We start from the raw sequence: 23,115 nt of genomic DNA, 5'->3' as shown, positions 1-23,115 counted from the left end.
CAAGAATGTGCTGCCGCGGGTGGCGGCCCTGCTCGATGTGGCGCAGGTGTCGGACATCCTGTCCGTCGAAGGGCCGGACACCTTCACGCGCCCGATCTACGCCGGCAACGCCATCGCCACCGTGACCAGCGCCGACGCGGTGAAGGTGATCACCGTGCGCACCACGGCCTTCGAGGCCGCCCCGGCTGAGGGCGGTTCCGCCTCGGTGGAGGCGGTGGCGGCGGCCGGCGATCCGGGCCTGTCCAAGTTCGTGTCCGCGGAGCTGTCGAAGTCGGAGCGGCCGGAGCTGACGGCGGCGCGGGTGGTGGTGTCGGGCGGCCGCGGCATGCAGTCGGGCGACAACTTCCACCTGCTGGAGGCGCTGGCCGACAAGCTGGGTGGCGCGGTGGGTGCATCCCGTGCCGCGGTGGACAGCGGCTTCGTGCCCAACGACTATCAGGTCGGGCAGACCGGCAAGATCGTGGCGCCGGAGCTCTACATCGCGGTCGGCATCAGCGGCGCCATCCAGCATCTGGCCGGCATGAAGGACAGCAAGGTGATCGTCGCCATCAACAAGGACGAGGAGGCGCCCATCTTCCAGGTCGCCGACTACGGCCTCGTCGCCGACCTCTTCAAGGCGGTGCCGGAGCTCACCGAAAAGCTGCAATAAAGAAAACGCACAAGAAGACCAACACCGGCCACAACATCAACAGACGCGGGAAAGCTCCATGTCCACCATCCAGAAAATCGGCGTGATCGGTGCGGGCCAGATGGGCAGCGGGATCGCGCACGTCTGCGCCGCCGCGGGCTGCGACGTCGTCATACTCGACATCAAGGAAGAGCTTCTGCAGAAGGCCATCGCCGGCATCACCAAGAACATGGACCGTCAGGTCCAGAAGGGGAAGCTGAGCGAAGCCGACAAGGCCGCGGCCCTCGGCCGCATCAGCACCTCCACCGACATGGCGGTGTTCGGCGACAGCGATCTGGTGATCGAGGCGGCGACCGAGAACGAGGCGCTGAAGCGCGAGATCTTCAAGAAACTGGTGCCGAACCTGAAGCCCGAGGCGCTGGTCGCGACCAACACCTCGTCCATCTCGATCACCCGTCTGGCCGCCTCCACCGACCGGCCGTCGAAGTTCATGGGCATGCACTTCATGAACCCGGTGCCGGTGATGCAGCTCGTCGAGCTGATCCGCGGCATCGCGACGGACGAGCCCACCTTCAAGGCCGTCAGCGAGCTGACCGAACGCATCGGCAAGACCGCCGCGGTGGCCGAGGACTTCCCGGCCTTCATCGTCAACCGCATCCTGCTGCCGATGATCAACGAGGCGGTCTACACCCTGTACGAGGGCGTGGGCGGCGTGCACGCCATCGACACCGCGCTGAAGCTGGGCGCCAACCACCCGATGGGGCCGCTGGAGCTGGCCGACTTCATCGGTCTGGACACCTGCCTTGCCGTCATGCAGGTGCTCTACGAGGGGCTGGCCGACAGCAAGTACCGCCCCTGCCCGCTGCTGGTGAAGTATGTCGAGGCCGGCTGGGTCGGCCGCAAGGTCGGCCGCGGCTTCTACGACTACTCCAAGACCCCGGCGGTCCCCACCCGCTGATGTCGCGCTGAGCCGCGCCACCGTCGCTTTTGCACGTCGGAAAAACCCGCCCCGGTCAGCCGGGGCGGGTTTTTCCGTTCCGGAACAAGGCGCCCCGGCCCGTGTTGGCACATCCAGGCCACCACGCAGGGAGCGCACGATGCGCCTGCTTCTCGCGGCCGTCCTGGCCGGAACCATCGCCCTCGCCCTGCCCGCCCACGGCGCCAATCAGGGCGCCCAGCCGCACAGCGCCCAGCACGGGCCGCTCGACCGGCAGGAGCGCAACTTCATGGCCGAGGTGGCCCTGACCGCGGTGGCGGAGATGCGGCTCGGCCGCAAGGCCATGGAGCGGGCCGAGGACGCCGCCGTGCGCGAGTACGCCCGCCGCATGGTGGAGGCCCACGCCGCGGCACTGGAGCGGCTTCGGGCCATCGCCCGCCAGAAGAGCGTGACCCTGCCCGCCACCTTGCCCCCGTCGGAGGCCGACCGCATCGGCGCGCTGGAGGAGGCCGGCGGCAACCGCTTCGACCGTGGCTACATGAACGCGCAGGAGGAGACGCTGGCGCGCACACTGAAATTCTTCGAGGCGTCGGCACAGGAGCTGGACGACCCCGAGCTGCGCGCCTTCGCCGCCGACGCCCTGCCCGTCCTGCGGCGCGAGCAACAGACGGCGCGCGACGTGATGCGGGAGCTGGCGGGGCGTGCGGCGCGGGGCGGGTGACGGGAAGCCCTCTCCCCGCCAGGGAGAGGGTTTGCGCCTACCCCCGGCCGTCCTGCGCGTCGGCTTGGCCCTTGATGCGGGAGGCGAGTGCGGCTTCCAGGAACATGTCGAGGTCGCCGTCCAGCACCGCCTGGCTCTGCGAGGTCTCGACCTCCGTGCGCAGGTCCTTGACCATCTGGTAGGGGTGCAGGACGTAGCTGCGGATCTGGTGGCCCCAGGCGATGTCGGTCTTCTGGGCCTCCAGCGCCGCGGCGGCGTCCTCGCGCTTCTTCAGCTCCATCTCGTAGATGCGGGCGCGCAGCATGTCCCACGCCTTGGAGCGGTTCTTGTGCTGGCTGCGCTCCTGCTGGCAGGCGACGACGATGCCGGTCGGCAGGTGGGTGATGCGCACCGCCGAGTCGGTCTTGTTGACGTGCTGGCCGCCGGCGCCCGACGCGCGGAAGGTGTCGATCCGGCAGTCCTTCTCGTTGATCTCGACCACGATCTTGTCGTCGATGACCGGGCTGACCGACACCGCGGCGAAGCTGGTCTGGCGGCGCTGCTGGCTGTCGTAGGGGCTGATGCGGACGAGGCGGTGCACGCCGGCCTCCGTCTTCAGCCAGCCATAGGCGTTCGGGCCCTTGATCTGCACGGTGGCGGACTTCAGGCCGGCCTCTTCGCCGGGGCTCTCCTCCAGCCATTCGGTCTTGTAGCCGTGCTGCTCGGCCCAGCGGAGATACATGCGCACCAGCACCAGGGTCCAGTCCTGCGCCTCGGTGCCGCCGGCCCCGGCGTTCACCTCGACGTAGCAGTCGTTGCCGTCGGCCTCGCCGGACAGCAGGCTTTCGATCTGGAGCTTGCGGGAACGGTCGCGCAGGCCGTAGAGCTGCTTCTCGGCGTCGGCGACCACGGTCTGGTCACCCTCCGCCTCGCCCATCTCGATCAGTTCGAGGCTGTCGCTGAGGTCGCGCTCCAGCGCGCGGTAGCCGGAGACGGAGTTGTCGAGCTGGGTGCGCTCGCGCATGATCTTCTGCGCGCGCTCCGGGTCGTCCCAGAGCTTGGGGTCCTCGGAGAGGGCGTTCAGTTCGTCGAGACGACGCAGCGCGTTGTCCCAGTCAAAGATGCCTCCTCAGCAGCGCCAGCGATTCTCTGATCTCGCTGGCGGCCGCCTCGATCTCGGCCCGCATCGCGTGCCTCCTCGTCAGCCAGGGTTGAACACAATCCGCGCCGATATGTAGCGCCTGAAGCGCGGCTTTGCACCCCCCAATTCGCGGGTGCCGCAAGACGGGATGCCGGGGCCGCGCCGCACCCACCCCCTTCGGCGCGCCCAGGACGGGTGGATCACCCCCGAACGGCTAAGCCCACGGCGCCACAATCGCGCCCCGTTTGCCGCGATTTCCGCACGAACTTTGCGTGATACCGTCCCGCCAAGCTCGATCACGACCAGGGCGGCCCGATGAATTTCGCCAGCCTCAACTTCCTGCTCTTCATCACCGCCTTCACCGCCGCCTTCCTGACACTGGCGCGGACGCGGATGTTCACGCCGTTCCTGCTGGTCGCCAGCTATGTCTTCTACGGCTGGTGGGATTACCGCTTCTGTCTGCTGCTGGCGTTGACCACCGCCATCGATTTCTGGTGCGGGCTGAAGGTGGAGGAGGCGCCGGACCGCCGCCGCGCGCGGGTCTGGCTGTTCCTCAGCATCGGCAGCAACCTCGCCATCCTGTTCTTCTTCAAATACTTCAACTTCTTCATCGACAGCGCCGAGGCGGCGCTGGCGGCGCTGGGGTTGGAGGTGGGGCGGACGACGCTGTCGATCCTGCTTCCGGTCGGCATCTCCTTCTACACCTTCCAGAATCTCAGCTACACCATCGACGTGTATCTGGGACAGCTCAAAGCCGAACGGTCGCTGCTGAACTACGCCACCTTCGTGGCCTTCTTCCCACAGCTCGTCGCCGGCCCCATCGTGCGGGCGCGGGACCTGCTGCCGCAGATCACCAGCCGCCCGGCCGCGGTGCCCTTCGCCATGCGCTTCGCCGGGCTGGAGATGGTGGTGTGGGGATATTTCCTGAAGCTGGGGCTGGCCGACAACGCGGCGGCCGTGGTGGACGCCCGCTTCGCCCAGCCCGAGCTGTACAACGCCATGGGCCACGCCATCGGGCTGGTCTGCTTTTCACTGCAGATCTACGGGGATTTCGCCGGATACTCGCTGATCGCCATCGGCATCGCGCGGATCTACGGCTACACGCTGTGCGAAAACTTCCGCCGGCCGTATTTCGCCCGCGGCTTCTCGGATTTCTGGCGGCGCTGGCACATCTCGCTGTCCACCTGGTTCCGCGATTACGTCTACATGCCCATGGGCGGCAGCCGGACCCGCTGGCTGCGGCTGCGCAACGTGACCGTCACCATGCTGGTGTCCGGCCTGTGGCACGGCGCCAACTGGACCTTCGTGCTGTGGGGCGCCTTCCACACCGCGCTGATGCTGGGCGAGGACATGGCGCGCCGCACCACCCGGCGTTGGGGTCTGGCGCTGCCGGAGCGCGCCGCCTGGATCGGGCGGATCGTCGGCGTCGCCTTCGTCTTCACCCTGGTGACGCTGGCCTGGCTGCCCTTCCGCGCCGACAGCCTGGAGTCGATGGGCACGATCCTGTCGATCCTGGCGCAGGGGGATTTCGTCTTCCAGCACGGCATGCAGCAGTCGAGCGCCATGCTGCGGGTGGCGCTGGCGGCCCTGGTGGTGCTGGCGGTGGACGCCGCGGCGGAATCCGGGCTGGCCGCCCGCTACGCGCAGGGCGGGGTGCTGGCGCGCTGCGCCGCCTGCTCCTCGCTGATCGTGCTGATCCTGCTGTTCGGCAGCTTCCAGAACCGCGCCTTCATCTACTTCCAGTTTTGAGGGAGACCCGCACCGATGATGCGCCTGATGGCCTGCGTCGGCCTGATCCTCGGCCTTGTGCTCGCCATGGACCGCACGCTCGCGAGCGGCCTGGAGCGTCTGCTGCTCGACAGCTCCGACCGCTTCGTCGCGGTCTACCGGCCGGGGCCGCCGGTGGATGTGGCGATCCTCGGCAACTCGCGCGCCGACAACCATTTCCCCGCCGACGCGGTGGCCGAGGCCGCCTGCGGCCGGGCACTGAACCTGGGCATGGGCGGTGCGCCGACGGTGGTGAGTGCCGCCCTGTGGGACGATTATCTGGAGCGGCACGGGGCGCCGCGCCTGCTGATCCTGGAGCCGACCAGCGTGGTGGACGACCCGCGCGACCTTGCCGACGCGCCCATGCTGAGCGCCTGGTCGGAGCGGGTGGACGCGCTGGTGCACGAGGCGGACGCCACGCTCTGGGCCTCCAACCACGCCTTCCGGCTGCTCACCTTCAACAGCAACCAGACGATCCGCACGGCACTCGGGCTGCTGCGCGAGGACGCCGCCGACCGCACGCTGACCGGTCGCATCGGCACCAGCTACCGCGCCATGGTGGAGCGGGCGCCGCCGGAGACGTGGCAGCCGCACGCCCGCAACCTCGCCGCCCTCGACCACATCGTGGAGAGCGCGCGGGAGCATGGGACCACGGTGGTGGTGGTGATCACCCCGCTCTACCGGCCCTTCATCGCCAAGCTCGCCAATTACGGCCCTTTCTTCGACGCGCTGAAAGCCCGCCTGCCGGCCGACGTGCCGGTCATCGATCTGCGCGAGGCGGTGGCCGACGACGCCCACTTCGCCGACCCCCTGCACGTCAACCGCGACGGCGTCCGGGTGATCCTGGACCGGCTGAAAGTGGAGCTGGCCGGCCATGGCGGCTGCGGGGGACCGGTGGTGGCGGGGGTCGGCACCATGACGCCGTGAGGGCGGCGGTCGCCACATCCACATGGATCCAGCGCACCCGGTCGCCGTCGAACCGCATGAAATCCCCATCACAGGTCAGCACGATGCCGCCGACCGCGGACGCGGTGGCGGCGATCCACAGGTCGTTCTCGCCGGTGCGACGTCCCAAGGCACTCTGGTGCGCGTACAGCTCGCCATAGGCACGGACGACTTCCGGCGCGCCAGCGGACACCGGCACCAGCTCGGCCAACCGCTCCTCCAGGAGGGCTAAGCGCGAGGGCCCCCACTTCCATCCGGCGGCCAGCCCGCGCAATTCCCCTTCGACGATGGAGGACAGGAGCGGGCGTTCCGGCCGCGATGAAAGCCGCAACGCCCGTTCGATCGCCAGCCCCGTTGCGTGCCCTTTGAGGAGATGCAGCAGGACGTTGGTGTCCAGCACGATGAGCGCGTTTGCGGGGAGAACGGTCACGACAGGACGTCCAGCCGCTCGCGGATTTCCTCATCCGTCTCATCGCCGGGCCAACCACCGATCAGGGCGGCGATTCCGGTCCGGGGTGTCTGCGGGCGTCGAAGCGTCACGGCCAGCGGCCGGCCAGGAGGCGGTTCGGGAAGTCTGGTCCACAAGCTGTTCGGAGAATCGTCCGCGGCCTCCAAGCGTTCGGCGTCGATGCGCAGCGCACGTCCGGAGGGCCGGTAGATCAGCCGACCATGGACGAGAACCCGTCGGCCGAAGAGCGGGGCCAGCTCCGCCATCGAGCCGGAGTGGATGCCGGACAGCTCGCCGCCGTCCTCCAGCCGGATGGCGAAACCCTGGATGGACTCGCGGATCATGTCGAGCGTTCCCACCAGCCGCAACGCACGCGGGGGCGGCGTCGCACCCGTCAGGGCGTGCGCCTGATCGACGGTGCGCGCCGTCAACTCGGTGCGGGCCGGATGCGCCATCCGGCCGCAAAGCGCGATGCGCGCATCGGCAGAATCCGCGAAAACCCGACCGAAACGCGCCAGCGTGCGCAGCACATGCCCGTCATAGGAGTCGCTGTCACGGTTGTCGGCGCCAACGTCGGCCACGACCTGGGACAGGAGGTCCAGAGCCGTGGCGTCCTTCTCCGGAGGCTCCCGCCAAAAATCCCGCTGGGCGTACAGGTGGGGTGCGGCGGCGGCGAGGCATGGCGCCTCGAACATCAACACCAACTCGTCCCGCTCGGCCGTCGCCGCCCGGAACCGGATGTCCGACATGGCACCAACCCAATACGGCCGGCGCCCGGGCAACACACCCCGCCCTTCCACCGCCATGACCGTTGCGGCACGCGCGGCCGGGACGACCGCCCCCAACACATGCTGCACCAGCTCCGGTGGCAGCCGTGCGCCATATCGGGTTGCCAGACGGATCTGCTGCTCGACAACGTCGGCCATTCGTCCTCCCGGCATTCACGATCGACCGCTTGACATCACGAGGATAGGAAGCGGCGGCGCTGCCGGCAATCCCCATCGCGTTTACCGATCACCGCACCCTCAGTAAATCCCCCCCGTGCCCTGGGTGGTCGCCGCCGGCGGGGTGCCGGTGGCGCCGGGGAAGGTCGGGCCGCCGTAGGCCGACGCGCCCTCCACCCCCGGCGTGCCGTAGCCGGAGCCGGGGATCGCCCCGTTCCAGGCGTCGGCACCGCCGGTCTGGCCGGAGCCGTCGAGCACCGCCATGGGCACGTCGGGGTTGGGCTCGGTGCCGGGCAGGAAAGCCTCCCAGATGGCCCGGCGCTCGCCGGGCTGGGCGAGCTGGCCGGTTTCCGGGTTGACCCGCACCATGCGCAGCCCCGGCGGCACGCGGAAGGGGGTGGCCGGCTTGTCCTTCAGCGCCACCTCCATGAAGTCCTTGAAGACCGGCACCGCGGCGGAACCGCCGGTCTCGCGGGCCCCCAGCGAGCGCGGCTGGTCGAAGCCGATGTAGGTGCCGACCACCAGATCGGGGGAGAAGCCGACGAACCACGCGTCGTTGGCGTCGTTGGTGGTGCCGGTCTTGCCGGCCAGCGGCTTGTTCAGCGACAGCAGCCGGGTGGCGGTGCCGCGCTGCACCACCCCCTCCAGGATCGACACCATCTGGTAGACGGTGCGGGGGTCGGCGATCTGCTGGCGGGTGTCGGGCACCGCCGGCACCTTCACGTCGGGCGACCACGCCACGTTGCGGCAGCCCTCGCAGGGGCGGGCGTCGTGGCGCAGGATGGTCTTGCCGGTGCGGTCCTGGATGCGGTCGATGAAGGTCGGCGTGATCTTCTTGCCGCCGTTGGCGAGCATGGCGTAGGCGGTGGTCATCCGCAGCACCGTCGTCTCCCCCGCCCCCAGCGACATCGGCAGGTAGGGCTGCAGGTTGTCGGTGATCCCGAACTTCTCCGCCGTCGCCTTCACCTTGGCCATGCCGATGTGCTGGGCGAGGCGCACGGTCATGACGTTGCGCGACTTCTCGATGCCGGCGCGCAGCGGGGTCGGGCCGTAGAACTCGTGCGAGTAGTTCTCCGGCCGCCAGATCGGCTGGCCACCGCCGGGGTTGTACTCGAACGGCGCGTCCATCACCAGCGAGGACGGGGTGAGGCCGTTGTCCAGCGCCGTGAGGTAGACGAAGGGCTTGAAGGAGGAGCCCGGCTGCCGCTGCGCCTGGGTGGCGCGGTTGAACTGGCTCATCGCGGGGGAGAAGCCGCCGGCCATGGCGAGCACGCGGCCGGTGTGCGGGTCGAGCGCCACCAGCCCGCCCTGCACCGCCGGGATCTGGCGGAGCGCGTAGCTGCCGGCGGGGTAATCCTTGCCCTTGTCGTCCTTCTGCACCGGCTCGACCAGCACCAGGTCGCCGAGCTTCACGGCGTCCGACGCGCGGCGGATTTCGGGGCCCAGCTTCTCCCCCTCCTTCCAGGCGCGGGCCCAGCGCAGCTCGGCCAGCGGGATGCGGCCGCGGGTGCCGTCCGCCAGCCCGACCTCGACCGCCTGCGGGTCCTCGTCCTTCAGCACAACGGCGAGCTTCCAGCCCTCCGCCCCCGGAGGCGGCGGGGTGGTGGCCAGCTTCTTCGCCCAGTTGTCGAAATTCTCCCAGCGCGCCACCGGCCCGCGGTAGCCGTGCCGGCGGTCGTAGGCCACGAGGCCGTTGCGCAAGCTGCGGGTCGCCACCTCCTGCAGCACCGGGTTCATGGAGGCGCGCACGGACAGCCCGCCCTCGTACAGCGTCTTCTCATCGTAGAGCTTCACCACCTCGCGCCGCACCTCCTCGGCGAAATACTCGGCGGTGACGTATTCCGTCTCGTCGCGGCGGCGGATGGTCAGCGGCTCGGCCTGGGCGGCCTTGGCCTCCTCCGCGGTGATGTGGCCGTCCTCCAACATGCGGGCGATCACCCAGTTGCGGCGCGCGATGGCGGCGTCGCGCTGGCGCTCGGGGTGGTAGTTGTTGGGGGCCTTGGGCAGGGCGGCGAGGTAGGCGGCCTCGGCGATGGTGAGCTCGTCCAGCGCCTTGTTGAAGTAGTTGAGAGCCGCCGCGGCGACGCCGTAGGAGCGGAAGCCCAGGAAGATCTCGTTCAGGTACAGTTCGAGGATGCGGTCCTTGGACAGGGTGCGCTCCAGCCGGATGGCCAGGATCGCCTCCTTGATCTTGCGGGTGAAGGAGACCTCGTTGGTCAGCAGCATGTTCTTGGCGACCTGCTGCGTGATCGTCGAGGCGCCCACCGGCCGCCGGTCGGAGCCGAGATTCTCCAGGTTGGTCAGGACCGCGCGGGCGAGACCCAGCGGGTCGATGCCGCGGTGGTCGTAGAAATTCTTGTCCTCCGCCGACAGGAAGGCGGTGGTCACCCGCTTGGGCATGGCGTCGATGGGCACGAAGACCCGCCGCTCCGACGCGAACTCCGCCATCAGCCGGCCGTCGCCCGCGTGGACGCGGGTGGTCACCGGCGGCTCGTAGGTCTCCAGCCGCGTGTAATCGGGCAGATCATGGTCGTAGTAATCGACGACGTAGACGAGCGCCCCGGCCCCCGCGAGGCCGAGCATCACGAGTCCCATCAGGGCGGACAAGAGAAAGCGCATGGCGGATCCCGAACAGCCGAACGGTCGCGAACCGCGCCCCCCGGCCACGGTGCACGCCCGATGGGGGCCACTCTACACCGCGCGGGCGGGCGCGCCGACTCACTTCAACGCATGCCGGACAAATGTGGCCCGCGGGTGGCGAAATCGGTCGGGTCGCCCCTTACGACCGGCTGACCTTGGCCAGCCAGGTGAAATAGGCGTCTATGCCACGGGTCAGCGAACGCGCCAGCTTCTCGCGGTGGGCCTGGGAGGTCAGCAGGTTGGCGTCGGCGGGGCTGGACAGGTAGCCCATCTCCACCAGCACCGATGGCACGTCGGGGGCGGTCAGCACGGCGAAGCCGGCCTGCCGGTGCGGCTTGGCCGGCAGCAGCTTCACCTCGCGGCGCAGATGCTCCAGCACCGTGTTGGCGAAGCGCTTGGAGTGGTTCATCGTGTCGCGCTGGGCAAGGTTGATCAGGATGGAGGCGACCTGATCGTTCTCGCTGGCGAGGTTCATGCCGGCGATGGCGTCGGCGCGGTTCTCCTTGGCCGCCAGCATCTCCGCCTCGCGGTCGGAGGCCTGGTCGGACAGGGTGTAGACGGAGAGGCCGCGGATGGCGGTGGAGCCGATGCTGTCGGCGTGCAGCGAGATGAACAGGTCGGCCCCCGCATCGCGGGCGATGGCGACGCGGTCGCGCAGCGGCACGAAGACGTCCTTGTCGCGCGTCATCACCACGCGGTAGCGACCGGTCGCCTCCAGATGGCGGCGCAGCTCGCGGGCGGTGGCGAGCGTGATGGTCTTCTCGTAGACGTCGCCCACCCCCACCGCGCCGGGATCGACGCCGCCATGGCCGGGATCGATGGCGACCACCGGCTTCTCCGGCACCGGAACCGGGCGCGGCGGCAGCGGCGGCGGGATCGGCACCACCATGGCGGCGGCCACCGGCAGCACCGGCGGGCGGGCGGGGAGCGGAGTCGCGACGCCGGCGGCGCCGGCCCCGCCGGGGGCCAGCACGGCGGCGGCGTAGGCGCGATCGAACGCGCGCCGGTCAACAGGCTCCAGATCGAGCACGAGGCGCGGCTGGCGACCGTCCTGGGCCGGCAGCATGAAGCTCTCGCGCACCCGCACGGGGCCGGAGGTGTCGAACACGATGCGCAGGTTGCCCGGCTCGAACAGGCCGTAGCGGTAGCTGACCACCAGACCCTTGCCGGGCACGGGAACCGCACCGCCGGGCCAGGCCAGCTCCGGCAGGTCGACCACGACGCGGTAGGGATCGGCCAGCGCCGTCACACGGAACGGCACCTCCTGCGACAGCTCCAGCACGAAGCGGGTCTTGTCGGCGTGCACGCCGAGCCGCGCGTCGAGCACGGCGACGCTGGAGATCGGGGCCGGAAGGGCCGCCGTCGCCTGGGCGACCTCGGCCCCCCGGCCGGAGGAGGCGGCCAGCGCCGCACCGGACGCCCCCGATCCGAAGGCCGGGCCGAACGCCGCGCCGACGAGGACGACCAGCAGCGCCGCGATCCGTGCGAGCATCCGGGGCATGCGCACCTGTGCCTTGGGCGAGCGGGACAAGCGCTTCCTATACCGTATGAAAATCAAACGGTTCAACGGCAAAGATCAGACCGCGGATGAGATCCATGCCCGGCGTGCCGGGAATGCCACAGCGGGAGGAACCGCGCGGGCCGTGAGAAATCGCGCGTGCGGATTCCATCGCCGATTCCACCGTTGTGTTCGTGTGGGCTCTTGCTTATGCTGTCCGGTGCGACATACCGCGATCCGCCAATACCCGTTCGGACACCCGGCCATGCCGGCTCCCGTGGGGGGCAAAGGCGGCGTCGCCCGCGGATGTGCGCGTGACCGGCGTTCCTGCTTTCGGTTGCGCGCCGTGGCGTGGCGCTGATGGATCGTCTGGTGAGAGGACAGGAACCTCGAAGCTGGTCCCGTCCCGCAAGGGGTGGAACCCGGCTGCCGCGGTCCGACGCGTCCTGGCTGCTCCACGCGAGCGCCGTTCGACGCCTCGGGGCCGGTGCCGCATGCTTCGCCCAAACGGATGACGCATCCGGGCGGCCCGTTGGTCGCGCGGGATGGCCCGTGGTGCGTCATGGGGATATTGGATGACCAAGCGCATGCTGGTGGACGCCACGCATCCGGAAGAGACCCGGGTCGCCGTGGTGAGTGGAAACAGGCTCGAAGAACTCGACTTCGAAATCGCCTCGCGCAAACAGCTCAAAGGCAACATCTACCTCGCCAAGGTGACGCGCGTCGAGCCGTCCCTGCAGGCGGCCTTTGTGGAATATGGCGGAAACCGGCACGGTTTCCTGGCCTTTTCGGAGATCCACCCGGATTATTACCGGATCCCGATGGCCGACCGCGAGGCGTTGATTGCCGAGGAGGAGCGCCTGCAGGCCGCCGAGGAACGGCGCCTGGACGAGCAGGCCGAGCGCCGAGCCCAGCGCGCCGCCGACCGGAACCAGCCGGCGCTGGCCGAGGCGATGGCCGGCGACGCGCTGAGCGAGGAACGGGGCGATGAGCGCGGCGAGGATGCCGGCTCCCCCATGCCGGACCCGATCGACGACGACTCCCGCAGCGACGAGCCCGCCTCGGATGCCGAGGCCGATGCCGGCGCCGATCCGGCGGCCGAAGCCGCCGAGACCGGGAGCGAGGATGCCGGCGAGCCGCCGGCCGCCTCCTTCGACGGCGAGACCGACGACGGCGCCTTCATCGGCGAGGGTGAGGCGGAGACCGGCGAGGCCGGGGACGCCGACGACTCCGAGGAGGACGGCTCCGACGAGGCGGAGACCCGCGCCGCCCGCAAGGCCGGCCGCGAGGCCGGCGAGACCATGGACGTCATCGGCGGCGACGAGGCCGAGGACGAGCAGCGCCGCCGCCCCCGCCCGCTGCGCAGCTACAAGATCCAGGAGGTGATCAAGCGCCGGCAGATCATGCTGGTGCAGGTCACCAAGGAGGAGCGCGGCAACAAGGGCGCGGCGCTGACCACCTACCTGTCGCTGCCCGGCCGCTATTGCGTGCTGATGCCCAACACCGGGCGCGGCGGCGGCATCAGCCGCAAGATCACCAACCCGACCGACCGCAAGCGGCTGAAGGAGATCCTGTCGGATCTCGACATCCCCCGCGGCATGGCCGTGATCCTGCGCACCGCCGGCCTGGAGCGCTCCAAGCAGGAGATCCGGCGCGACCTCGAATACTTGCTGCGCCTGTGGGACGACATCCGCGAGCAGACGCTGCAATCCACCGCCCCCGCGCTGATCTATGAGGAGGCCAACCTCATCAAGCGCGCGATCCGCGACGTGTTCTCCAGTGAGATCGACGAGATCTGGGTGGAGGGGGCGAACGGCTACCGCACCGCGCAGGATTTCATGCGCATGCTGATGCCCGCCCATTCCGGCCGGGTGAAGGCCTATCAGGACGAGTCGATCCCGCTGTTCCACCGCTATCAGGTCGAGCAGCAGATCGACGCCATCCACCAGCCGGTGGTGCAGCTCCGCTCCGGCGGCTACATCGTCATCAACCCGACCGAGGCGCTGGTCGCCATCGACGTCAACTCCGGCAAGTCCACGCGCGAGCGGAACATCGAGGAGACGGCGTTCAAGACCAACCTCGAAGCCGCCGAGGAGGTGGCGCGCCAGTTGCGGCTGCGCGACCTCGCGGGCCTCATCGTGATCGATTTCATCGACATGGAGGACCCGCGCAACAACGTGGCGGTGGAGCGGCGCCTGAAGGAGGCGATGAAGAGCGACCGGGCGCGCATCCAGCTCGGCCGCATCTCCCCCTTCGGCCTGCTGGAGCTGTCGCGCCAGCGGCTGCGCCCGTCGCTGCTGGAGACCAACTTCGAGCGCTGCCCGCACTGCTCGGGCACCGGCGTCATCCGCTCGGTGGAATCGGCGGCGTTGCATGTGCTGCGCGCCATCGAGGAGGAGGGCATCCGCAAGCGCTCCAGCGAGATCGCGGTGTCGGTGCCGACGCGGATCGCGCTCTACATCTTCAACAACAAGCGCGCCGACCTCGCCCGCATCGAGGAGCGCTACGGCTTCCGCGTCCAGCTCCTGGCCGACGACACGCTGATCGCGCCGGACCTGCGGCTGGAGCGCGTCAAGGCCAAGCTGCCGGGTGAGGAGGGCACCGCCCCCGTCAGCGCCGACCGCGTCATGGCCGAGACCGACCGCGAGCTGGCCGCCGCCGAGGCCGAGGCCGAGGAGGAAGGCGACGAGGAGGACGAGGCGGAGGGCACCGGCGAGGCCGGCGAGCGCGCCGCCGACGGCAGCGACAACGGCGACCGCCGCCGCCGCCGCCGCCGCCGTCGCCGTGGCCGCAACGGCGAGCGGGAGGAGGCACGGCCGGGCACGGCCGGCCCGCCGGCCGTCGCCGAGGCCGCCAATCTGGTGGCCCAGGTCGAAGAGGCCGCCGAGGCTCAGGAGCCGTCGGAGGCCGACTCGGACGCCGAGGGCGACGAGGACGATGACGAGGAGGGTGAGGGCGGCGACGCCGGCTTCGATCCCAACGACCCGCAGGGCCGCAACAAGAAGCGGCGCCGCGGCAAGCGTGGCGGACGCCGGCGGACGCGCCAGCGCGACGAGAATGGCGAGACGGTGGAAGGCGCCGAGACGACGGGCGTCGAAGCCGCCGAGGGCGACGCGCCCAAGCCCGCCACGGTGCGCGCGGTGGTGCCGCCGCCGGGCTCCTTCCCGCCGGTCGAGCCGATCGACTTCGACTGGATCCTGAGCGGCGAGGAGGCCGCCCAGGCTGGTGCGGAGCCGACCCCGGCCGAGGCCGCACCGACGCCCGCGGCCGAACCCGCCGCCGAGGCGGCGCCGGTGGAAGCCGCCCCGGTGGAGACGGTGCCGGAGCCGGCCGCCGAGACGACGGTCGCGGAACCGGCGGAAGCCGCCGCGGCCAAGCCGAAGAAGCGGCCGAGCCGTGCGAAGAAGGCCGCCACCGCGCCGGCGGAGGAGCCCGCCCAGGCCCCCGCCGTGGCGGCGGAACCGGCCCCGGCCCCCGTTGCGGCAGAACCCGTTGCGGCGGAACCCGTGACGGTCGAACCCGTGGCGGCCGAACCGGACGCCGCGGCCAAGCCGAAGAAGCGGCCGACCCGCGGCAAGAAGGCGGCGGAGCCGGCACCCGCCGAGGCGGTGGCCGAGCCCGTGGTCGAGGCACCCGCACCCGCGGTGGCCGAGCCCGCCCCCGCGGCGGCGAAGAAGCGGCCGAGCCGCGCCAGGAAGGCCGCCGAGCCGGCCGCCGTCGACGCGGCGCCCGCCGTGACGGCGGAGCCGGCCCCGGCCCCCGTTGCGGCCGCACCGGCGCCCGTCGAGCCGGCACCCGTCGAGCCGGATGCCGGGGCGAAGCCGAAGAAGCGGCCGGCCCGCGCGAAGAAGGCCGCCGAGCCGGCCGGGAGCGCGGCCCCGGCCAGCGTTGCCGAGCCCGCTCCGGCGGCGGCCCCGGACGAGGAGGCTACGGCCTCCGAGGCCACTGCCCCGGAAGCGACGGCCGAGCCGTCCCAGCCCAAGGCACCGGCAGCCAAGCCGCGCCGCGGCTGGTGGAACCGCTGACGGTCGTGAGGTGAGGAGCGGCGGGCGTCGGGTCATGCGGACCCGGCGCCCGCCGCTTTGTTTTTCAGGGCCGGTTTGTCAGCGCACGTCCACGACCGCGCTGTCGCTGCGACCGTCGGCGTCCACCACGGTGATGCGGACGGTGCCGGGACCGTCCGGGCGCCAGAGGATGTCGCGGCGCACCGGGCTGACCGCGACGCGCCGGCCGTCCACCAGCCACGCCAGCGGCCGGCGCCCGCCCGAGGCTTCCAGGGGAAGCGGCGCGGCCTGGCCGTCGCCGCCCATCGCCTCCAGCGCCATGCCGTCGGCCGGGAAGACCAGGCGGAGCCGTTCCGGGACGTCCAGCCCCGGCAAGCCAGCGCCGATGCGGTCGAGCAGAGCCGCGGGGCGGCCGGTGGCGAGCCGGTCGACGGGGCCGGCGGGGTCCGACGGCAGCAGGTCGAACACCCGGTGGAGCAGCGGGGCCGCGGTGTTGCGGCCGTAGCGGTCGGGGCTGGGCGTGCCGTCCGGCCGCCCGGTCCACACCCCCACCACATGCCGCCCCGACACACCGAAGGCCCAGGCGTCGCGGAAGCCGTAGCTGGTGCCGGTCTTCACGGCGACGGGCGCGCGCCGCCGCACGTCGGCCGCCTGCACCATGCCGGGCGGCAGCGCCGCCCCCTCCAGGATGCGCAGCACGCGGCGGGCCGATTCCGGCTCCATCAGCCGGTGCTCCTCGCCGGGTGGCGCGTCGGGCCGGATGCGCAGCGGCGCCACCCTGCCCTCATGCGCCAGACCGGCGTAGAGTGCGGCCATGTCCCACAGGCTGATCGAGGCGCCACCCAGCGCCACGGGAAGCCCGGGCAGTGCTGTGCCGCGCGGCAGCGCCAGCCGCACCCCCGTCCGGCGCAGCGCCTCGGTGAAGCGGACGGGGCCGACCTTGTCCAGCACCAGCACCGCGGGCACGTTCAGCGAACGCTGCAACGCCTCCCGCACCGTCAGCTCGCCGGAGAAGTCGCGGTCGAAGTTGCGCGGGGCGTAGTCGCCGAAGCGGGTGGAGACGTCGGCGATCAGGGTTTCCGGGTGGATGACACCGTCGTCGAAGCCCAGCCCGTAGATGAAGGGCTTCAGCGCCGAACCCGGGGAGCGGCGGGCCTCCACCATGTCGATGGGGCCGAAACGGCGATGGTCCAGCGCGTCGGGCGCGCCGATGTAGGCCAGCACCTCGCGCGTGCGATGGTCGGCCACGACGACGGCGATGCCGGCCTTGTCGTGCAGGTCGGCCAGCGAGCGGCGGGTCAGATCCTCCAGCGCGCGCTGGAGCGGCCCGTCGATGGTGGTGCGCACCACCGCCTGTCCCGGCGCCTCCCGCCGGGCGCGCTCGGCCAGATGGGGGGCGGTGGCCGGCATGGGGAACAGCCGGTCGGGCACCGGCTCCGCCTTCGCCTCGGCCGCCGCCTTGGCGTCGAGCGCACCGACGGCGACGGCCCGGTCGAGCACCGCGTCGCGCGCGGCCCGCGCCCGCTCCGGCGACCGCTCGGGGCGCAGCGCGGTGGGGGAGCGGGGCAGCGCCACCAGCAGCGCCGCCTCCGCCACCGTCAGCTCCGCCGGGCGCTTGCCGAACAGCGCGGATGTGGCGGCGCGCACGCCCTCCAGATTGCCGCCGAAGGGGGCCAGCGTCAGGTACATGCCGAGGATGGCGTCCTTGTCGAAGCGCCGCTCCAGCGCCAGCGCCAGCCGCGCCTCGCGCAGCTTGGCCCACAGGGTGCGCGGCTTCGGCTCCAGCAGGCGGGCGACCTGCATGGTCAGGGTCGAGGCGCCGGACACCACGCGCCCGGCGGTCAGGTTCTGCCCCGCCGCGCGCAGCACCGCCAGCGGGTCGACACCCATGTGATCGCGGAACCGCTTGTCCTCGTAGGCCAGCAGCAGGTCGAGATAGACGGGGGCGACGTCCTCCACCGTGGCCGGCAGGCGCCAGGAGTCGGCGCCGTTCAGGAAGGCCCGCAACGGCGCGCCGCTGCGGTCGGTGACCATCACCGACCGGTCGGCGAGGCGCGAGAGGTCCGGAGGGAAGGCGCTGTCGAGGGCGACGGCGGCGCCGGCGAGGGTCGCCGCGGCGGCGAGGGCCAGGGCGAGGCGCCTGCCTCTAGGGCGCAGCATGGCGCGCGCGGCGGCAACAACCCTCTCCCCGCCGGGGAGAGGATGACGCCGAAGGCGTCGGGTGAGGGGGCCAACCCTCTCCCGCCCCGGGGGGGAGAGGGTTTTTACCCGCCCTGTCATTGCGCCGGGTGCACGGTGATCCGCCCGGCCGCCTGACGGGCGAAGAAGCGGGGCTTGTACATGTCCTCCAGCATGGCGCCGGGCAGCTCGTAGCCGCCGGGGGTGACGGCGCGGACGAGGTAGGCGAGGCGGAAGGTCGGCTGCTCCTCGGTCAGGTCGAGCGCGGCGACGTAGCGGTCGTCGCGCGCCTCCACCGTCTGGGTGCCGGTCAGTTCGCCGATCCAGGGCAGGTCGCCGGCGTTCAGGCTTTCGATCTCCCAACCGGCGGGCAGCGGGTGGGTGACGATGGCCTGGTGGTGCAGCTTGGTCGAGGCCTCCCCCTCCAGCAGGATGACGAACACGTCGTTCTGCCGGATGGCGTCGAGGTTGAGCGGCTCGCCGCCGCGGGTCAGGAAGTTGCGCTTGACCCGCAGCCCCTCCCGCGCCGCCGGGCGCGGGTCGGCCGGCACGCCGGAGACGGACACCGCCTGCCACACCGGCGCGGTGCCGGCGTTCGCCACGCTGATCCCGGCGGCCAGATCGGCCGAGGTGGGCAGCAGGCTGACCGGGTCGCCGCCGCGCGGACGGCCGCCGACGGTGACGCGCGGCGGGGTGGCCCCCTTCATCAGCGACTCCGCCGCCAGCACCAGCCACGCCTGCTCCTGCGGGCTGGTCAGCCGCACCGAGGTGTCGTTGGCGGGGAGCCGGTCGATCAGTGCGGGGAGCCGGGTGCCGAGCGCGTCCACCTCCGCCAGCAGGGTGACCAGCGCCGCGGCGTCGCGGACGGTGGAGCCGTAATCCTCGTGCCAGGGGTCGCGGGCCAGCCGGCTGGTGGCGGCGGTGAAGGCGCGGTTGGCCCGCTCCGTGTCGCCGAGCCGGGCCAGCGCCGCCCCCACCTGCGCCTTGGCGAGCGGGGTCGGCAGCTTGCCCAGGAAGGCGTCGGCGAAGTAGCGCACGGGGCTGGGCGTCACCACCCCGGCCAGCGCCAGCACATGCAGGGCGTAGGCGCGGCTGGCGAGAGCCCCATTGTCGGTGCCGCCGTCCACCGCGTGGCGGCGCAGCCAGTCCAGACCGTCGCGGAAGGGCTTTTCGGGAATGTCGCGGCCCTTGGCGCGGGCACGGGTCAGGAACTCCATGGCGTAGGCGGTGACCCAGCCGTCGGTGTCGCCATTGGCCGACCACAGCCCGAAGCTGCCGTCGTAACGCTGGCGGTCCAGCGTGCGGGCGATGGCCTGATCCAGCCGCGCGTCCAGCGTGCCGTCGGCCTTCGACACGCCGATGGCGGACTCCAGCTCACGCACCGACAGGAGCGGCATGGCTCGGCTGACCGTCTGCTCCAGGCAGCCGAAGGGGTAGCGGTCGAGCGCCCGCAGCAGCCCGACGAGGTCGAAGGGCGGGCCGGCGCTGTAGGTGACGGACAAGGCCGCCGTCCCCGGCACGTAGGAGGCGAGCAGCGGTGCGCCGAAGCTGGCGGTGGCGCCGGGGGCCATCTGCTGGGTGGTGAAGACCGTCTCCACCGGGCGCGACGGGCGTACGGTGATGTCGTAGTCGTGCGACACGGCCAGCCCGCCGGGGCCGCTGGCGGCCAGCGTCACCCGGCCGATGCCGGCACCCAGCCCGCGCAGCGGCAGTACGATGGTGCGCCGCTCCCCCGCCTGGAGATCGACGGTGAAGGCGCCCTGGTCGACCGCCACCGGCCCCTGACCGGTCACCGCGATGGCGTAGGAGCCGGCCGGGCTGTCCACCGCGTGCAGATTCAGGGTCACCCGGCTGTCGTCGCCGGGGGCGAGGAAGCGCGGCAGGGCCGCGTCCGCCACCAGCGGGTCGCGCACGGTCAGCGGCCTCGCGGTCGAGCCGACTCGGGTCTTGGAGTAGGCGACGGCCATCAGCCGCAGCTCGCCGTTGAAATCGGGGATGTCGAGCGTGACGCGCGCGGTGCCGTCCGCCCCCACCGCCACCGGCCCGTGGAACAGCGACACCACCCGGAAGGGCACCACCGGCAGCCCCACCGAACTGGCGTCGCCGCCCTGGCGCAGCCGGCCGAAATTGCCGTCCATGGCGTCGATCAGCCGGCCGTAATCGTCGCGGATGTCGATGCCCAGCCGCCGCTTGCCGAAGTAATGCCCGGCCGGGTCGGGCGAGGCGAAATCGGTCAGCCGCAGGATGCCCTCGTCCACCGCGGCCAGCGTGACGAAGGTGGGTTCCGCCGCACCGGTGTGGGCGACGCGCAGCGTCACCGGCAGCGGCTGGCGCGGGCGCACCAGTTCCGGCGCCTCGGCGGTGACGGTGAGGGTGCGGTCGGCCGGGTCGATGCCGAGCCAGACCAGACCGATGGCCCGCACCGGCTGGCGCTCCTTGCCCTTGACCGGCGGACGGTAGACGGTGGCGGTGACGTAGGCGCCGGGACCCCAGGCGCCATCCACCGGCACATCGACCGTCGTGCCTTCCGCCGGCACGCTGAAGCTGCGGCTGTCGAACAGCCGGTCCGACGCGACGGTCAGCAGCACCTCCCCCGCGAAGGGCGGGGCGATGCGGATCTTGGCCGTCTCGCCCGGCTTGTAGACGGGGCGGTCGGCGGTGACCTCCAGCTTGTCCGGCGCGTCGGTCGCCTCGGTCGCCGGCTGCCAGCCGGACGCGAAGCGGACGGAGGTGGCGACGCCCGTAGCCTTGTCCGACAGCTCGATCCGGTAGCGTCCGTAGGTGATCGGGCCAAGCGCCAGCTCCGCCGGGCGGCCGGGTGCGGCGTCCAGGGTGCCGGCGCGCTGGCTGCGGTCGCGGGTGCTTGCGCGGAAATTGTAGCGGCCGTCGCGGTAGTACCAGTTGAAGGTCGTCTCCTCCCGGAACAGCTCCCAGGCGAGGCCGGCCTTGGCGATGGGGGCGCCGTCCGGGGCGACGGCCAGCACATCGAACACCGCCGGCTGCCCCTCGGCCAGCCGGTCGCCGCTGTGGCGCGGCTTCACGCCGATGGCGAAGGGCTGGGTGCGCACGGGCACCGTGACCGTCTGCCGGCTCGGCCGCCCGCCCGGCTCCGCCACCGCGACGCGGATCTCGGCGCGCAGCGGGCGGGTGGTGTCGGGCAGCGGCGGCAGGCTTGCCGCGATGCGGCTCTCGCCGTTGGCGTCGGTGGTCGGGAACTCCAGCCGCTCGACGCGGGTGTTCACCCGCTCCTGCGCCAGCCCGAAGCGGTAGCCGGCGTGGCGTGGGTAGGGATCGGGATCGGCTTGCAGGGCCAGTTGGGCTTCCCCGTCCAGCCCGGCGGCGGGCGGGCCGTAGAGGAAGCGGCTCTTGGCCAGCACCTCCATCGGCGTGCCGGGGACGAGGAAGGGGGCGGCGGGGGTGAGATCCACCGCCAGCCGCTCGGGCACGAAATCATCGACCTGGAAGAACAGCGTGCCGACCGGGTCGGCGCCGGGATCGGTGTGCGCCACCACCGTCCAGCCGCCCAGCGGCGCCGTGGCGGAGAGTTTCAGCGCGAAGGACGCGCCGCCGCCGGCGTCGGGCTTCACCACCACCCGGCGGTACTCGGTGCCCGACGGGCGCAGGATGGTGAGGGTCAGCGGCAGCCCCTCCACCCCCACCGTGCGGTCGTCGCGCAGCAGGACCGACAGGTTGACCGTCTCCCCCTGGCGGTAGACGCCGCGGTCGCTGTAAAGGAAGGCGTCCATCGGCCCCGGCACCGGCCGACCGCCGACCCCGCGGTCGGACAGGTCGAAGGCCGCGGAGAGAAGCTGGAGCACCGCGTAGTCGGCCCCGGCGTAGGCCATGACCGCCACCGGCTGGCGCCCGCCCGCCCCCTTCATCAGGCCGGGGGCGAAGCGCGCCCTGCCCTCCCCGTCCGTACGCACGCGGGCCAGCTCGGCGTTGTTGCGGGCGACCAGCGCCAGCTCCACCCCGGCCATCGGCTTGGCGGTGCCGAAGGAGCGGGCGAAGACGGTCAGCCCGTCCTTCCCTTCCATCGCCGTCAGGCCGATGTCGGACACCAGCACCCATTGGGTGGCGCGGACATAGGGGATCTCGCGGTCGGGCACGTCGGCCGCCTCCGCGGTGACGATGTAGACGCCGGGTTGCGGCTCCTTCACCGCCTGCCGGAAGGGCAAGGCGACGACGTTTTCGGCGTTGCGGGCGGCGGCGGGCACGTCCATGCGCCCCTCCCACACCAGCTCGCCCATGTTGTCGGCGATGTCCTGCCCCTCGTAGGGGGTGAGTCCGCCGAGGAACTGCTGGTTGCGCAGCAGGCCGGGCAGGCCGCGGTCGTTGATCCGGAAGACCTTGAGCGCCACCGCATCGACGTTGACCGCCGCCACCGGGATGCCGTCGGCCTCGCCGCGCGGCAGGATGAAGGCGTCGCCGCGGAAGGCGACCGACGGCGGGCGGTCGCCGATGCGCACGGTGCGGACATCGTCCTTGCGCAGCGCCAGCCCCTCCTCGCCCGGAAGCCCCTGGCGCAGGGTGATCTTGTAGCCGGAGCCGAAGGCGAAGCCGGTCAGGCACAGCTCCTCCCCCGCCGGGCTGGCGGCCAGCGGCACCGCCGGCTCCACCGCCACGAAATCCTCGAACCGCACGCCGCGCTTGCCGCTCAGCGCGTCGGTGAAGGCGACGCAGACGCGGGCCATGGACTGGCTGGTGTCCACCGACACCCGGCGCACGTTCAGCCCGACCCGCTGGCGGGTCGCGGCGATGCGCTCCTTCAGGGTGGGATAGGACTGGGCGAGGAACTGGTCGCTGCGGCCCTGGCCGGAATCCGCCAGCTCGCGCAACGCGCGCAGCGCCTGCTCCGGCCGGTCGAAACTCTCGTCCAGCAACACGCCGAGGCGCCAGAGCGGGGCCGCCTGCTCCTCGCCGGGGCCGGCGATGCGGTAGGCCTGGTAGGCGGCCTGGAGCACCCGGTCGCGGTTGGGCCTGGCACCGCCGGCCCAAGCCTCCGACAGCTCCATCCACAGCGCGGTGCCGTCGGCGCCCAGCGTGATGGCCTGCTCGAAACCGGCGACGGCCTTGGGGAAGTCGCCGCGGCCGACGGCCGCGCGGGCGTCCTTCAACGCCTTGTCGCGGTTGGCCGGCTGCGGCTGCGGCGGCGCCTTGGACAGCAGGGTGTTGACGTAGGCGTCGGTGTCGTTCCCCAGACCGGGCGGTGCGAACTCCGCCCGCGCCGCGGTCGCGGTCAGTCCGGCCAGACACAGCCACAGCACCAGCAGCACGCGCAGCAT

At 71.8% G+C, this 23,115-nt stretch carries 13 protein-coding genes; 6 read left to right on the top strand and 7 right to left on the bottom strand.

Annotated features, from left to right (window positions below):
* From HL658_RS30810 to HL658_RS30800, 3 genes are all read left to right on the top strand, one after another.
* A partial coding sequence (locus tag HL658_RS30810) for an electron transfer flavoprotein subunit alpha/FixB family protein (RefSeq protein WP_180287698.1) occupies window positions 1-649 on the top strand: 649 nt, incomplete at its 5' end.
* 58 nt (window positions 650-707) lie between these two features.
* Window positions 708-1,586, top strand: coding sequence for a 3-hydroxybutyryl-CoA dehydrogenase (locus HL658_RS30805; RefSeq protein WP_180283671.1), 879 nt, complete (start codon window positions 708-710; stop codon window positions 1,584-1,586).
* Between the two features lie 139 nt (window positions 1,587-1,725).
* Window positions 1,726-2,286, top strand: coding sequence for a DUF4142 domain-containing protein (locus HL658_RS30800; protein ID WP_180283670.1), 561 nt, complete (start codon window positions 1,726-1,728; stop codon window positions 2,284-2,286).
* Between the two features lie 37 nt (window positions 2,287-2,323).
* Here the strand turns inward: HL658_RS30800 and prfB are convergent.
* Window positions 2,324-3,452, bottom strand: a protein-coding gene (gene prfB / locus HL658_RS30795) for a peptide chain release factor 2 (protein WP_180283669.1) whose coding sequence is annotated in 2 segments (ribosomal slippage) — window positions 2,324-3,382 and window positions 3,384-3,452 — 1,128 coding nt in all. Because the reading frame shifts where the segments join, the coding sequence is not laid out codon by codon here.
* 269 nt (window positions 3,453-3,721) lie between these two features.
* Here prfB and HL658_RS30790 point away from each other — a divergent pair.
* Window positions 3,722-5,155, top strand: coding sequence for an MBOAT family O-acyltransferase (locus HL658_RS30790; RefSeq protein ID WP_180283668.1), 1,434 nt, complete (start codon window positions 3,722-3,724; stop codon window positions 5,153-5,155).
* A 15-nt stretch (window positions 5,156-5,170) separates the two neighbouring features.
* The gene (locus tag HL658_RS30785; RefSeq protein WP_180283667.1) at window positions 5,171-6,100 is read left to right on the top strand and encodes an SGNH/GDSL hydrolase family protein; all 930 of its coding nucleotides are present in this window, start codon (window positions 5,171-5,173) and stop codon (window positions 6,098-6,100) included.
* Here HL658_RS30785 and HL658_RS38295 read toward each other — a convergent pair.
* The 4 genes from HL658_RS38295 to HL658_RS30765 form a co-directional block, all read right to left on the bottom strand.
* On the bottom strand, window positions 5,991-6,518 hold the full coding sequence (locus HL658_RS38295) for a type II toxin-antitoxin system VapC family toxin (RefSeq protein WP_425485397.1): 528 nt from the start codon (window positions 6,516-6,518) through the stop codon (window positions 5,991-5,993). The genes HL658_RS30785 and HL658_RS38295 overlap by 110 nt on opposite strands.
* Window positions 6,519-6,544: 26 nt before the next feature.
* Window positions 6,545-7,492, bottom strand: coding sequence for a hypothetical protein (locus tag HL658_RS30775; protein ID WP_180283665.1), 948 nt, complete (start codon window positions 7,490-7,492; stop codon window positions 6,545-6,547).
* A 99-nt stretch (window positions 7,493-7,591) separates the two neighbouring features.
* Window positions 7,592-10,129, bottom strand: a complete 2,538-nt coding sequence (locus HL658_RS30770) for a penicillin-binding protein 1A (RefSeq protein WP_180283664.1) — start codon at window positions 10,127-10,129, stop codon at window positions 7,592-7,594.
* A gap of 160 nt (window positions 10,130-10,289) precedes the next feature.
* Window positions 10,290-11,642: an N-acetylmuramoyl-L-alanine amidase gene (locus tag HL658_RS30765; RefSeq protein WP_246338066.1), complete on the bottom strand. Its 1,353-nt coding sequence runs from the start codon at window positions 11,640-11,642 to the stop codon at window positions 10,290-10,292.
* 581 nt (window positions 11,643-12,223) lie between these two features.
* Here HL658_RS30765 and HL658_RS30760 point away from each other — a divergent pair.
* Entirely contained in the window at window positions 12,224-15,673 is a 3,450-nt protein-coding gene (locus HL658_RS30760; RefSeq protein WP_180283662.1) for an Rne/Rng family ribonuclease, read from the top strand.
* Between the two features lie 78 nt (window positions 15,674-15,751).
* Here HL658_RS30760 and pbpC read toward each other — a convergent pair whose 3' ends face one another.
* Together pbpC and HL658_RS30750 are read right to left on the bottom strand one after the other, a co-directional pair.
* On the bottom strand, window positions 15,752-17,812 hold the full coding sequence (pbpC, locus tag HL658_RS30755; protein WP_180283661.1) for a penicillin-binding protein 1C: 2,061 nt from the start codon (window positions 17,810-17,812) through the stop codon (window positions 15,752-15,754).
* A gap of 116 nt (window positions 17,813-17,928) precedes the next feature.
* Window positions 17,929-23,115: an alpha-2-macroglobulin family protein gene (locus HL658_RS30750; RefSeq protein WP_180283660.1), complete on the bottom strand. Its 5,187-nt coding sequence runs from the start codon at window positions 23,113-23,115 to the stop codon at window positions 17,929-17,931.

Origin of the sequence: Azospirillum oleiclasticum (assembly GCF_013423485.1) — a bacterium.
In the GTDB taxonomy this organism is placed as follows: domain Bacteria; phylum Pseudomonadota; class Alphaproteobacteria; order Azospirillales; family Azospirillaceae; genus Azospirillum; species Azospirillum oleiclasticum.
This window is presented reverse-complemented; position numbering and strand designations above follow the sequence as displayed.

Bases quoted from the DNA above. Each gene is read 5' to 3' on its own strand.
- HL658_RS30805 (WP_180283671.1), top strand. From the start codon at position 708: ATGTCCACCATCCAGAAAATCGGCGTGATCGGTGCGGGCCAGATGGGC.
- HL658_RS30800 (WP_180283670.1), top strand. From the start codon at position 1,726: ATGCGCCTGCTTCTCGCGGCCGTCCTGGCCGGAACCATCGCCCTCGCC.
- HL658_RS30790 (WP_180283668.1), top strand. From the start codon at position 3,722: ATGAATTTCGCCAGCCTCAACTTCCTGCTCTTCATCACCGCCTTCACC.
- HL658_RS30785 (WP_180283667.1), top strand. From the start codon at position 5,171: ATGATGCGCCTGATGGCCTGCGTCGGCCTGATCCTCGGCCTTGTGCTC.
- HL658_RS30775 (WP_180283665.1), bottom strand. From the start codon at position 7,492: ATGGCCGACGTTGTCGAGCAGCAGATCCGTCTGGCAACCCGATATGGC.
- HL658_RS30770 (WP_180283664.1), bottom strand. From the start codon at position 10,129: ATGCGCTTTCTCTTGTCCGCCCTGATGGGACTCGTGATGCTCGGCCTC.
- HL658_RS30765 (WP_246338066.1), bottom strand. From the start codon at position 11,642: ATGCTCGCACGGATCGCGGCGCTGCTGGTCGTCCTCGTCGGCGCGGCG.
- HL658_RS30760 (WP_180283662.1), top strand. From the start codon at position 12,224: ATGACCAAGCGCATGCTGGTGGACGCCACGCATCCGGAAGAGACCCGG.
- pbpC (WP_180283661.1), bottom strand. From the start codon at position 17,812: ATGCTGCGCCCTAGAGGCAGGCGCCTCGCCCTGGCCCTCGCCGCCGCG.
- HL658_RS30750 (WP_180283660.1), bottom strand. From the start codon at position 23,115: ATGCTGCGCGTGCTGCTGGTGCTGTGGCTGTGTCTGGCCGGACTGACC.